General features: G+C 33.7%; 12 protein-coding genes and 1 pseudogene. 7 read left to right on the forward strand and 6 right to left on the reverse strand.

Features of this window, described 5'->3' with window-relative positions; all coding sequences use genetic code 11:
• Positions 1-652, reverse strand: a 652-nt coding sequence (locus CWS20_RS09210; protein WP_142385371.1) for a DUF4158 domain-containing protein, incomplete at its 3' end; no start/stop codon positions are given.
• Positions 653-727: 75 nt separating this feature from the next.
• Between CWS20_RS09210 and CWS20_RS09215 the strand changes: the two genes are divergently transcribed.
• Genes CWS20_RS09215 through CWS20_RS09220 form a run of 3 tightly spaced genes read left to right on the forward strand, consistent with a single transcriptional unit; the run spans position 728 to position 2,109 of the window.
• Complete coding sequence (locus tag CWS20_RS09215) at positions 728-1,396, forward strand: EAL domain-containing protein (RefSeq protein ID WP_158236995.1); 669 nt, start codon at positions 728-730, stop codon at positions 1,394-1,396.
• A 30-nt stretch (positions 1,397-1,426) separates the two neighbouring features.
• Entirely contained in the window at positions 1,427-1,585 is a 159-nt protein-coding gene (locus CWS20_RS27940; RefSeq protein ID WP_158236996.1) for a hypothetical protein, read from the forward strand.
• Entirely contained in the window at positions 1,582-2,109 is a 528-nt protein-coding gene (locus CWS20_RS09220; protein ID WP_101226276.1) for a metal-dependent hydrolase, read from the forward strand. Before CWS20_RS27940 ends, CWS20_RS09220 begins: the two co-directional genes overlap by 4 nt.
• 96 nt (positions 2,110-2,205) lie before the next feature.
• Here the strand turns inward: CWS20_RS09220 and CWS20_RS09225 are convergent, their stop codons facing one another.
• Together CWS20_RS09225 and CWS20_RS09230 are read right to left on the reverse strand one after the other, a co-directional pair.
• A complete protein-coding gene (locus tag CWS20_RS09225) occupies positions 2,206-2,910 on the reverse strand; it encodes an ATP-dependent DNA ligase (protein WP_276328297.1) in 705 nt (234 codons plus the stop codon).
• Positions 2,911-3,243: 333 nt separating this feature from the next.
• Positions 3,244-5,458 (reverse strand): annotated as a pseudogene (locus CWS20_RS09230) (penicillin-binding protein).
• A gap of 305 nt (positions 5,459-5,763) precedes the next feature.
• On the opposite strand from CWS20_RS09230, the gene CWS20_RS09235 reads away from it, so the two are divergent.
• The 3 genes from CWS20_RS09235 to CWS20_RS09245 all read left to right on the forward strand — a co-directional run bounded on the left by CWS20_RS09235 (position 5,764) and on the right by CWS20_RS09245 (position 7,988).
• Positions 5,764-6,303, forward strand: coding sequence for a sigma-70 family RNA polymerase sigma factor (locus CWS20_RS09235; RefSeq protein ID WP_071159941.1), 540 nt, complete (start codon positions 5,764-5,766; stop codon positions 6,301-6,303).
• Complete coding sequence (locus CWS20_RS09240; protein WP_071159943.1) at positions 6,293-7,417, forward strand: hypothetical protein; 1,125 nt, start codon at positions 6,293-6,295, stop codon at positions 7,415-7,417. Before CWS20_RS09235 ends, CWS20_RS09240 begins: the two co-directional genes overlap by 11 nt.
• A 103-nt stretch (positions 7,418-7,520) precedes the next feature.
• On the forward strand, positions 7,521-7,988 hold the full coding sequence (locus CWS20_RS09245; protein WP_276328298.1) for a YjdJ family protein: 468 nt from the start codon (positions 7,521-7,523) through the stop codon (positions 7,986-7,988).
• A 94-nt stretch (positions 7,989-8,082) separates the two neighbouring features.
• On the opposite strand, the gene CWS20_RS09250 is transcribed toward CWS20_RS09245, so the two are convergent.
• From CWS20_RS09250 to CWS20_RS09260, 3 genes are read right to left on the reverse strand one after another with little or no spacing between them, the layout of a single operon-like run.
• On the reverse strand, positions 8,083-8,466 hold the full coding sequence (locus CWS20_RS09250; protein WP_071159946.1) for a DUF6262 family protein: 384 nt from the start codon (positions 8,464-8,466) through the stop codon (positions 8,083-8,085).
• Positions 8,459-10,543 carry a tyrosine-type recombinase/integrase gene (locus CWS20_RS09255; RefSeq protein WP_071159948.1) on the reverse strand — a complete coding sequence of 695 codons (2,085 nt, stop codon included), beginning with the start codon at positions 10,541-10,543 and terminating at the stop codon, positions 8,459-8,461. The genes CWS20_RS09250 and CWS20_RS09255 overlap by 8 nt, the downstream gene beginning before the upstream one ends.
• Positions 10,540-11,682 carry a tyrosine-type recombinase/integrase gene (locus CWS20_RS09260; RefSeq protein ID WP_071159950.1) on the reverse strand — a complete coding sequence of 381 codons (1,143 nt, stop codon included), beginning with the start codon at positions 11,680-11,682 and terminating at the stop codon, positions 10,540-10,542. The genes CWS20_RS09255 and CWS20_RS09260 overlap by 4 nt, the downstream gene beginning before the upstream one ends.
• A 524-nt stretch (positions 11,683-12,206) precedes the next feature.
• Here CWS20_RS09260 and CWS20_RS09265 point away from each other — a divergent pair.
• Positions 12,207-12,542: a hypothetical protein gene (locus CWS20_RS09265; RefSeq protein WP_142385372.1), complete on the forward strand. Its 336-nt coding sequence runs from the start codon at positions 12,207-12,209 to the stop codon at positions 12,540-12,542.
• Positions 12,543-12,549 lie beyond the last annotated feature (7 nt).

The raw sequence follows: 12,549 nt of genomic DNA on the forward strand, positions 1-12,549 counted from the left end.
CATGTATCTCGGTCGTACCCCGAAAAGTTAAAATATCTGATTCCTTTTCCTTATGAAACTCTTCTTCAAAACCTTCTACTGTTACTTCATCAGTAAAAGATTCCAGTAACGCATCTAATCTCGAACAAGTCCTAGAAGATAGCTGCTGATAGATCGATTGATATAAATTCTTTTCAAAAGTGTCAATGGTGGAATCGATCATACGCTTTAAACTTCCATCTGAAGGAGGTTCGACTTGCCACTTGCGAAACAGACTGTTTGCCTGACTTTTTAAATAGTCGATATCATGTGTAAACTGAACTTGTTCGTTTAACCACTCTATCAATAGTTCGTTATCTTTTGCCGTAAGCTCTCTAAAACCGAAGAATTCTCGAATTTGTTTTCGATGATAAGTAAAGTTTCTTTCACCCGCGCCCCAACGATATTCCTCAAAGAGCGCTGAAGATAATCCTAATTGCTGCGCTATAAATTCAACTACCACTTTGGGTATATCTTGTTTCTTAGAAGGAAATCTAGCCTCTTGTTGAAAGTACTTTAATAATATTGCAAATCCTAAACGACTTGCCCCTGTTTTATTACCAATTAGCTTTCTTTCAATGGGTAGTACTACAAAATGTTCTAGAAGCTCATCTTCATTCCAATTTCGTTTCATAAATATCCTTCCCCTAACTTTAGAATAATCACTATTTTGAGTGTAATCTATTGATTAGAGGATGAAAACAATACTTTGCGGTCTAGAGCAGCTACCCTGTCACTAGGCCAATTAGGAGTTATCCCTCCAAACGATTTTATTCCTATGACAGAAGCTACAGGTTTGATCGTTCCGGTTGGAGAGTGGGTTGTAAAAACCGCATGTAACCAAATTAAAGAATGGCAGAACCTATACAAAAAACCGTTGCAAATTGCTGTAAACCTCTCCATAAAACAATTTCACGATTATAACTTGGTTAATACTATCGAGACAGCTTTGGTAGAAGCCGACTTAGAACCGCAATTTCTTGATATTGAGTTAACAGAAAGTGTATCAGCAAACATTGAAGTAATTATGAGTACCAAAAAAAAACTAAAAGATTTAGGGGTAGGAATTTCTATTGATGATTTTGGCAGAGGATATAGTTCTTTATATTATTTAAAGGAGCTGCCAGTCAATAAGCTAAAACTGGATAGAAGCTTTATTATCGATATTCATAATTGGAAAGACCAGACTATTGTACAATCGATAATTTCAATGGCTAAAGGTTTGAATCTTGAATTAGTTGCAGAAGGAATAGAAACCAAGGAGCAAATGCAAATATTCTCAAAGCATTGCGATTATTTGCAAGGGTTTTATATCAGCAAACCCCTCTCAAAAAAGGAAGCAAAGGCATTATTAAAAAAGCTTTTGTTGGCTTCTTAACCTTATGGGCGAGTTGGAGGTACTTTTGGTATGAAACTAGAAAATTATTTAACAGCGGAAGAGAAAATGGAAATAAACAGATTGAAAGAGCTGATCCGTACTGCTTCCTCAGTAAAGGAAATCAAGAAATATAAAAAACAAGCAGAACAACTTTTGGATAGAGTAGAAGAAAGGGTGAAGTCGTTTTGATTGCGGTCACACACCAAACATTCGGCATTACCTTCGGTTTAATTGCCATAATTATTTTACAGCTTGTTGGGATTCATCCAGAAGGGATAGGCGAAACAATTTTCTTTTTCCTATTGGTGCTGTTAGGTAGCTTGTTGCCTGACCTTGATACAACCAAGAGTAAATTAGGAAGAAAACTTTGGCCTATAGCCTTTCTGATCAGTTTATTTGTAAAGCACAGGACCGCTACTCATTCATTATTGTTTGTAGGTGGGGTGATTATAAGTAGCGGTTTTGCAGTTATTATTTTGAAGTTAACGTGGTTTTATGCATTGGCTATTGGGTTAGGAACGATTAGTCACATTACAGGAGATTGGCTTACAAGTAGAGGTGTACCGCTTTTATATCCGTTCCGAAAGGAAAGGTTTAAAGCCCCTATAACATTTCGAACTGGTAGTTGGACCGAACGCTGGATATGTCTTGGGCTAATCGCATTGAATCTGTTGCTATTTTTCGGATTAACGAATCTAACAATCCCTTACTGACGGTTTTTAGTCTTTCTTTTTATATTATCAATGCGGTAGGTGAAATTTAATGTTTTCTTCAAAGCAGACATACTTTTATTGTCTGTTTTTTTATTTTTAATGAACTACTTCCAATAATACCGGTATTCTCAAATTCCCTCTGGAATTCCAATTTAAAAAGCGGATTTTTACTTTCACGTATGGTTGGAAGTATACATAGTCCTTTTCTTCTCTCATTTCAAAACTTCTTATATATTGATAAAAATCCCTTCTCACAGTAATTGATGCGTGTTCAATGATTCCAACTTTCCTCATGTTTCCTTCATTTTTAACCGCAGCTAACAATCCGAATTTACTTTTTCGATAACCCGTAATCCAAATATCATCGGAGTATTTGTAATTTACGATCTTTAACCAGTCATTTACCCGCTTACTCTGATAAATGCTATCTTTTCTTTTAGCCACAATTCCTTCTAAATCTCGCTCCACTACAGCTTGATACAGTAGTTCACCATGTTCCTCTATATATTGCATTATTTTGATATGTTCAGTTTCTTTTATGACTTCATCTAATATCTGCTTTCTTTGTATTAGAGGTAATTTAGTAAGGTCTTTACCATCCAATCTCAGTATATCGAAAGCAACAAATGTTACTGGTATTTCAGACATTTTATATCGTACTTTATCTTCTTTTCTTGTATGGAACCGCTCCATAAGAAGCTCAAAATCCGGTTTATTATTAGCATACACAATACATTCTCCGTCCAATACATAATCACGGTGAGAAGGAAGGATATGTAGCTCAGGATAGCGCGCGGTCACGTCGTTATTTATCAAGACCAAATTTTTAAAAATACCTATAATACATTAGTTTCATATATTTGACATGTATAATATATAAAACAGCTTAGATTTTCATATGTATTTGTTAAAGCACAGATGCTATTAACTATCTACCTCCATTAAAATGTCATAAAAACCATTTTAATCTTACAATAATGGTTTTCAGATCAAACTTACTTACTCAACTAAGGGGGGCAAAGTATACAAAAAGGACTTATGAAAATATACTCAGTATAAAAGAGCCCATTTCTCAATAAACAGTTAAGAAATGGGCTTTTATTGTGAGATTTTCTTTACATGTTTCTTATTATGTTAATCTAGAACTTCATCATATGGTATTTTTTGGTTTGCAGGTTTTGAAAGATTATTCAATTCAACGATTAAATAGTCACCTTCAATAAATTTTGATCCTGGTTTGATATTTTGTTTAACTATATATCCATTTCCAACCGTATTTATTTTGAGGTTAGCTGCCTTAGTTACCTTTAAAACATCCCTTAAGGACCATTTAGACATATCTGGCATTTTTAACTTCCCATCTCCTTTAATTATGACTCTTTCTCCATTAAGCATGTTAAAGGTGCTATCAGGTACTTGAGTAATAATCTTTTTCCCTTCACCGATTACAATGGGTTTAAATCCTTCTTCTTCAAGTCTTTTCTGTGCATCAACTACTGACATTCCAGTAACATCAGGAGTCTTACTTGATTGTGTTTTCTTTTTTTGAGATGGCTCTATATTTAAATATTGAAGACTGCTTTTCATAACCGGTTTGAAAATTTCCGAAACAGGCTCCGCACCATTTGTATTTAAATCTATATTAGGCTGCTGAACTGCTACATAAATAATCAATTCAGGATCATCTTTAGGTGCCATTCCTAAAAATGAAAAAATGTAGTTTTTATGGCCTTTTAAATATCGACCACTTTTGGGATCAGGAATCTGGGCAGTTCCAGTCTTACCAGCAACCTCATACCCTTCAATATTATAACGGTTATAACCTGTTCCTTCTTCTGCGGTAACAACAGTTCCTAGTATATCTCGTGTTTGTTTGGCAGTATCAGCCGATATTGGATTGCCAACTACTTTCGGCTTCGATTTCTTTACAACCTCATTCTTATTGGTATCAATAATTTTACTTATAACATAAGGTTGCATCATACTACCATCATTCGCAATTGCCGTAGCAGCTTGAATTTGCTGGATGGGAGTAAAAGCCGAACCCTGTCCAAATCCAGTTGTTACCTTTTCCAATGGCCATTCGTAAAGTATTTTGCCACTTGTCTCATTTGGTAAATCAATTCCTGTAGATTGATTAAAACCAAACTTCGATAGATACTCTTTAAACACTTCAAATCCAAGTTGTTCTTTAACAATTTTAGCAAACGCTACATTGGAAGAACGTTGGACACCTTCTAAATAACTTATTGTTCCCCAGCCTCTTCCACCATTATGATCCTTTACAGGGCTTGAATTTTCGGTGACTTTATAACTTCCAGATTGGAAACTTCCACTTGAGTTAAATACACCTTCTTCAATAGCTGAAGCAAGAGTGAAAATCTTCATTGTTGAACCAGGCTCAAATGAATTTTCAATGGCTTCATTATGCCAACTTTCATTAATTCCTTCCTTCGTTTTGGGATGGAATGATGGTCTTTGAGCCATTGCAAGAATTTCACCTGTTTTTGGATCGGCAACTATTGCAATTATTTTTTCTGGTGTATATTTTTTGTCCACTTTATTTAACGAGTCTTCCAAAAATGTTTGAATCTTTTTATCGATTGTTAGATATACATCCTGTCCATTTTTCGCAGGTTTTACTAAACCCTTGCCATTTGGCAATAAATCTCCCCAAACATCACTTTCATAGCTAAATGATCCGTTCTGTCCTGTAAGAGCTTCATTTAAGCTTTTTTCAATCCCTAACATACCGATAGCGTCTGTTTTATCCTCACTATTTTCCTTTTTTTCGACATATCCTACTAAGTGTGAAGCAAATTTTCCATTCGGATAAAAGCGCTGTGAGTCCTGAATAAATGTTATTCCTGGTAGCCTTAATTCTTCAATATTCCTTTTAAGTCTGAAGGGAAAGGTCTCTACCCGCCTTTCCGAATTCAACTTGGAAAGGTACTCCCTTTTTCGTTTTTTTGGTAAGTATTCTATGGATCTCTGATTCTTCTAAATCAATCAATTTTGCCAGTTTCTTTGCTGTGAGTTCTGGATTAACCACATGCATAGGCTTTTTTTTATTTTTAGTTACTTTCTTATTTAAGATGGCAACTAGCTTATAAGAATTTGTATCCTCAGCTATTACATCACCATTACGAGTGTAAATAGTTCCCCGTTTTGCTTCAATTACCTTTTCTTTCTCATATAAGCTTTGAGCTCTGGCTGCAAGGTCTACACCTAATATCTCACCTGTCATTTGTATTGAAATTAGTCTGAATAATAGTATTAAAAACAGGAGGCAAAATACCACAAACAAAATTGTTGCTCCAAAATTTATATTAGCTTGTTTTCTCTGCATGCTTTTTATATCTCCATTTTGTTTCCCTTTTGTATTTTTTAATACACATTAAGCATCCTCCTGTATTGGAATTTTCCTGTGTGTCAGCATCCATAATTTTACCATATTAATCCACATTGTACTTATCTGAATTCAGACAATGACGAAGAAAGTTAGCTATAAGGGTGACAGTATTTTAATGTCGATAGCATTTAGTGAAATTAATTTTTGTAAAAACCAACAATAAACTTAACCTCTGGTGGTTTTTGAAACATTTACAAGGAAGCCGTCGTCAAAGTTGTAAGAAGCAAAATTAAGGAGGAAACATGGAGGTTTTGGAAACAACTAATCCAAGTGATATAAATATTGAAATCCTAGTAAATAAGTATGGCAAGGATATAAAAAAACTTGCGTATATGTATGTTAAGGACTGGGGAAAGGCGGAAGATATTACCCAAGAGGTATTTATTATTTGTTATAAAAAATTGCACCTCTTTCGTGGAGATTCCTCATACAAAACTTGGCTATACAAAATAACTGTAAATAAATGCAAAGATGAGTTAAAAAGAAAGAGTTTTTGGCAATTTCGATTGGCAGAGAAATTAAAAGATCACGTGCCTAAAAGTGAACGATCAACAGAGGAGCAAGTTATAACTAAAAGTGAAGACCAAGAACTTTCTGACAATGTTCTTTCTCTTCCAATAAAATATAGGGAAGTTATTATTCTGTTTTATTATGAGGGACTGAAAATAAAGGAAATACATGAATTAACCGGTTTAAATATAGACACTATTAAAACAAGATTAAGCAGGTCAAAAGGATTGCTACGTAAAATGTATGAAGGGAGTGAGGTTAATGGAAGATAAATTGAAACATCTTAGAGAAAGTATGGATAAGACTGTGTTTAAAGATACATCACTCGAATCATATGAACGAACAAAAATTTTAAACGGATTAAATAGAAATGAAAGAAAAGTACATTTTAATTTAAATTCCATACTTTCATTTGCAGTATGCACTTTTTTGTTCATTGGAATAGGAGCATTTGTTTTTAATGAAGTAAAGGACAGAGAAAACAATAAACCACAAAGTAACACTGCTTTAGATACAAGTAAAGAGGAAAAACATCAAGTACAGAACGAAGATCAACTTGAAACAAAAAGCATTAAACCTTATTACCCATATATTGTCTTGGATGGATATTACTATAAAAAAACCAATGAAGTAATACAACCTGAAGGTCTAGGTGAACAAATTGCGGAAGTGAAAAGGATAGGTGATTGGGAATTTAAGAAGTCCGGGGACTCAAACGAAATCCCACCAGGTCCAATCTATTCTGTTAAAGGAAAAGATACTAAAGAATATATCGCTGGAAAAGGAATTATTTATAAAGAAGGTAAAAATCAAGCTGGATACATTGTTTTTAAGAAGGAAGAACTCGTCGAACAACCCAAGAAAGAATCTATACTAAATTCTAAAGGCGACTTAGAAGAAGTTCAAATCGCTTTCGGAAACATTATAGAGAAAGTGGAAGATCTTCATCATTTCATTGGTATTGAGAAGAGAGTTAATCTATATGCCGCTGACTATTTGCCCGAAAACGGACCGGGTGTAGATTTAGTTTATAATGTTCCGGAAGCTAATATAAAGGATAATGAACAAAATATTGATGGAATGTTATTTATCCGCGAATACCAGAAAGATTTACCACCTCCCAACTCTCGATTTCTTCCACAAAATGGGTGGAATCGAATAAAAAATGGGAATGAGGTAATAAGGCAGAAAGAATTTATACCGCCTTCTCTAATAAAGTCTTTTGAAATAAACGGTATTTCATGGGGGTACTATGAGGATAAAACTCATCAAGATTTTATTTTAAGAGGTGAGAGAAATAATATGTATTTTGAAGTAGTTACACAAGGTGATTTTTCTTTTGAGAAGCTCAAGGAACTCTTGAAGAAGTTTAAACAAGTAAGATGATTATATATTAGAGTTACTAGTATGTTAAAGAACGAACTTCAAGAGCACGATTATATAATATGCTAATACTAAAAGGATTGGAGGTATTATTATTAGGTTTATAATTAAATTTGGTGTTTCCTCTTTGTTACTTTTATTTTCTACGTTTGTTTCTTGGTATGAGGGAAGTGAAATACTAAATCGTTCATTTGAGTGGAGATATTCAACACCTTTCAGCCACTTTTTATATGGAGAAGTAAATAAACCAAGCGATATATCACAATTAGATTACTTTGTTTATGCAGCTAAATTCCAACCCGGTTTCCCTATTATTATGTTTTTGAGCAGTTTATATATGTTAATCCTTATTGGGTATTATATTTTCCAAGAAGAGAAAAAGGGGTTAGCCTACTATCTAACCTTTTTAGGGAGTGGAATACTTATATTGAGCTATATTACTTCTAATTCTTCAACAGCTGGTGGACAAATAATATATTACCTTTTCTTAATGGGGGGTGTATCTTGTATAGTAATTGCTCTAACGAACTATTATCATATTATAAACCGACTTCGGGAAAAAATTATAAGCTAAAAGTGGAGCAATCAAGCGCTTTCCTGAAAAACAAGGAACAGCGCTTTTTCAATTTTTCCATTACTGTAACTAGGTAGATAGGAGATTTTCTTCCTTACATCTGCTTGTATATCTCCCCATAGGCAACTTTTAATTGACTTCTTAACTCTTTGTTGTCGGCCTCTAGTTTCTTAATCCTCCGCTTTAAGGATTCAATGATTGCTTCTTTGCTTTCTTCCTTTATTTCTCTCTTTAATTGTTTTTTCAACCCCACCTTGCCACGTTCTTGCTCTCTTAAAGCTTCAATCCTTTCACGGATCTCCTTGTTGTTATACAAGGTCGCTTTAGCTACTCCTGCCTCTTTAGAAACACTATTAAAATTAATACTGTTATATGCTTTTAAGAGCCTTTTTATGGCTTCATCGACTTTTTTGCTGGTTTCAGCTTTACGGATAGAATGCACCTGTTTTAAATGCTCCTGGAGATTGAATTTAGCCATTAGCCATATCCTTCTTTCTGTTCATCCGGTCTAAACGACCAAAAATAAAATTACCCTCGTTAATTATGTTTAAGATATTCTGATACCTTTCCAAGTTTCTTTCATTCTTCTCAGCAATCTCGGCCCTGCCATGACTCTTCAAAATATCAATTGTTTTAGAGGCGGTCTTTATCAGCAATTCATACTTTTGTTTGTCTAACTCAGAGAATCCTATAGCTAAATCTTTACATGGGCGTCCACCATTACATGTTAAACATGGGGGCTCCTCAGAATAAGGGCAATTTCCGTTTATCCTTGCGTGGCAGCTTCCGTATGGGTTATCTATGGCATTTAACTTATGGTCACGCCACAACATTTCAAGAACATCGGAAGGTACTTCTTCATCAGGAGTAATTTGTTTCACCTCGCCATTATAATTGAAACTGAATAGACCTTGTTTCATGGCTTCTTCAAATACTCTACGCTTTGTTCCATCTAATAACTTGGCGTATCTTACCGTCATTTCTGGTGAAGCATGTGCTAAAAGCTCCTGCACAGTAAGAATATCAGCTCCACTGTTTAACATTTTTACAGCGTAAGTATGTCTGAATTGATGAATCCTAAAGTGATATATTTCACCATGCTCGTCTACTATTTTTTTTTCTTTGGCGAGTTTGTTTAACTCTTCTCTTATCCAACCGTTAGAATATGGCCGTCCTTTTCTAATACCTCTATGTCTAAAGAAAATATAATTATTGGGGTTGTTCTCTTCGTTACTTAGTCCTTTAGATTTATCAATTAGGACTGCTAGAATATTAGCCAAATCATCATCAATTGGTATTGAGTGATCGGAAACATTAGTTTTGCTGATATCCGTAACTATTTGGTACTTATCGTTTATTTTAATTAAGCTATTATGATTTAATCTCAAAGCATCAGATACCCTAAGACCTGTTTTGAATGCAATCCATATTATTGGTTGGACTTCTTCATGAAGAGAGTTGATATTCTCAAACAGCTGTTCTAAAACAGAATCGGGTATATAGTTTATTCTATCTGAACGCCTCTTATATTTAGGTTTATCCTCCGGAAATATTAAAACCCTTATGTCTTTTTCGGGTGCAAGATCGGGTGCAATCTCTTGGAGTCCTTGTAGGTACACTTTAATATGTGTTACAGCTTTTATAATATGATGCCTACCATTTGTTATTCGGTAATTTTGTTTAACAGTGTTGTTGAGCAAATCAAGATACTTTTTTATATGATGTCTGCTTAATTTAGTTAAATCATCCCAATCGCTCTCCACTGAGAATATAAAATCCAGAAAAACAGGGATATCATTCAAATAATTTCTTGCAGATCCCCAAGATAAATCACTTGATAATAATCGCTGCTTAAAATACTGTTTAGTAACTTCACGAAATCTTGTATACCTTATTTTTGTGAAGTCCATAGTTGTATGGCTTCCGGCTTGATTATAATAAAGTCCGTATATACGATGTAGATTCTTCGCTTCCCAAACGTCCTTTTCCCACTCGTCCCTAAAATCTATCAACTTATTAAATTCGGTTAATAAATTTAGTAAGTATTTACCCAAGGGCGACTTTATTAAGTGTCCATTACGCTTATCGACATACTGAGTCGCTATTCCTTGGCTTTCTAACCAAAACAACCACTCTCGATTAATCTTATCTGTGTCTAATTCGGTTAGAGAGTTTAAATTAGGGCACTTTTCCTTGAAAAAACGTTTTAAAATTTGAATATTATTTGATTGTCCTACACAAAGAGTACTCATGGACCATTCATCCGCAAATATCTTCTTATGCACGAAAAATTTTATTTCTAGATTAATCAATTCATTTTCAAATGAGAAGTATATATACTTTCTGTTAAAAGTTGGGTTCTGCAACTGAACTTCAAAGTTAGGGATAGTTTTTAAAAATTCAATTTCCCATCTATTGTTGTCGAAGAAATAGCTATCCTTGATATTTACTATTTCCAAATCACCATTTTCATTTATATATCGAGACTGGAAAGAAGATAATTGATTCTTCATATATTCATGTATATTTGTAGTAATTAATGCCGGGTTGTTCATTCTCTGTTTTCCCCTTTATTGTTCTTATCGTAAATTCGAAAAGCGTATTGGGCTTTCTCCCAATTATTCTGAATTTCTTCTATAGATGGATGAAGATATAAATCTATCGTTGTCTGTATATTGCGATGCCCCAATCTTTCCTGTACCTGTTTAATATCTCCGGTTTGTTTATAAAATAATGTTGCGTGTGTATGCCTAAGAAGGTGAGGATGAACGGATATATTGCTCTTTTTCCTAAGTCTCTTAAAAAGAGCTGAAACATCATGATAATCCATTGGTTTTCCAGTATTATCACCGCGAATTTTTATAAACACGAATCCGTTTTCATAACCCATTTCATCAATTATTTCATAGAGGTAATCATCGAAAAGATCCATTAATTCCTGGGATATGAATATCTCTCTTTCACCTGTTTTCAGTCTTGCTCCATTCTGTAATTCTCCACGTTCTACTAAACGGATCTTATGTCCATTTTTAAAATCATATACAAAATCCTCTAGATATAATGAAAGCAATTCTCCTATCCTCAATCCTGTTTCAAATAATGTTTGCAAGAGTAACCTGTCCCTGATATTATTAGTCGCGTTTATTAATTCCCCAACTTCCTCTTTGGTCAATGTCTTAATCTTTCTTTTCCCTCTTTTGATTTTCAAGATGTTTTTATGTAATGACTTTTTTCTATTAACATGGTACAAAAAATCTTTATAGTGCCTATGCCCTCTATTAAAGACCTCTTGCATTATATTATCTGCAATAGCTTTATCAATTTCCTCATTTCTGTAAAGGTAGTTATAAAAGTTTGTAACAACCGTAATTGTTAAATTGATAGTTCCCTCAGTTTTTCTTGCTGCAGTTTCAGATATTGGTGTTGTCTTTATACATGCATATGGATTTCTAAGCATCCCCACAAAATCAACTAAGTCTTCCAGCTTAATATATTTATAGTCAATGTTCTTCTTTTTTAAAAAGGTAAAGTACTGTTTTAAAGCATAGCAGTAAGTCTTTTGAGTATTCGGACTTTTACCTGTTGAATCCAAGTATTTTATGTATTTCAATACAGGAAGAATGGGTATAGCATCGTCGTCAATTAGCATATACCTTTTACTGCAATCTTCTAAAATAACCTCTTGAACTCTCATAGATTTCACCCCACATAATTTGAACAAAGTAGACATACTTATTTAAATCTAATTTATCCTTCTAATATATAAAAAAAAGAGAATCAATGAACATATAATGAACATTGTATCCTCTAAAAATTATAATATAGTTAATCAGTAAAATGTCTGGTAAATAGTTGTAATTTAGTATTCTCAAAGCTATAAATCATTCTATGTCCATCTAATTTCAATTCGAAGAGATAATTATGGTCTGAAAATGGTTCCTCTTCTTTTTCAAGTAACATCGGATAAATGAACATAGATACACTCCTGTTTCTTAAAAATTAATGGTCATTTCATCAATTCTAAACAAAAATCCTTGTTACAATTAAAAATAAGTAGCTCAGAAAGAGAGGGAATCTTGTTTGTTGCAACGAAAGAAAACCGTCAAAGAAACGATTCAATTCTGTAGTAATTTTGATTATATATTTTGTGCTGATATGCACTTTTTTATGAATGACCTACAAGAATCTCACCTTCCTTTGTTTCATGGGGTAAAGATTATGGTTTCAGAGGAAATGATGAAAATACTAACTGAACAGCGTAAAAGTAGCGTGATAACAAAACGGAAAAAGGCTAGACATGCTCTTCGTCTGCTTAACGAACTATCCGTTATCGGTGAGATTTTATTAATACCTAGTACCTCTCAACACGACCAATTCGACTTCTATTGCTATCGACTATCTTTGGATTATAAACAACCTTCAGACCGTATTCTTGGTTATTACTTAAAATGGAATGAGGAAGGACTGTACCGACTTTTGTTCGTGACAAGTGATAAAAAGACTTATAAACAAGCAAAAAGAAAGGGGTTTAAGACCGAATTAATTCAAAATTAAAGGGAAG

Origin of the sequence: Cytobacillus horneckiae, from assembly GCF_002835735.1 — a bacterium.
GTDB classification, from domain to species: Bacteria; Bacillota; Bacilli; order Bacillales; family Cytobacillaceae; genus Cytobacillus; species Cytobacillus horneckiae.

What these genes read in the sequence shown, in the direction of transcription:
- CWS20_RS27940 (WP_158236996.1), top strand. Translation starts at nt 1,427, where the DNA reads ATGAAACTAGAAAATTATTTAACAGCGGAAGAGAAAATGGAAATAAAC.
- CWS20_RS09235 (WP_071159941.1), top strand. Translation starts at nt 5,764, where the DNA reads ATGGAGGTTTTGGAAACAACTAATCCAAGTGATATAAATATTGAAATC.
- CWS20_RS09240 (WP_071159943.1), top strand. Translation starts at nt 6,293, where the DNA reads ATGGAAGATAAATTGAAACATCTTAGAGAAAGTATGGATAAGACTGTG.
- CWS20_RS09250 (WP_071159946.1), bottom strand. Translation starts at nt 8,466, where the DNA reads ATGGCTAAATTCAATCTCCAGGAGCATTTAAAACAGGTGCATTCTATC.
- CWS20_RS09255 (WP_071159948.1), bottom strand. Translation starts at nt 10,543, where the DNA reads ATGAACAACCCGGCATTAATTACTACAAATATACATGAATATATGAAG.
- CWS20_RS09260 (WP_071159950.1), bottom strand. Translation starts at nt 11,682, where the DNA reads ATGAGAGTTCAAGAGGTTATTTTAGAAGATTGCAGTAAAAGGTATATG.
- CWS20_RS09265 (WP_142385372.1), top strand. Translation starts at nt 12,207, where the DNA reads ATGGTTTCAGAGGAAATGATGAAAATACTAACTGAACAGCGTAAAAGT.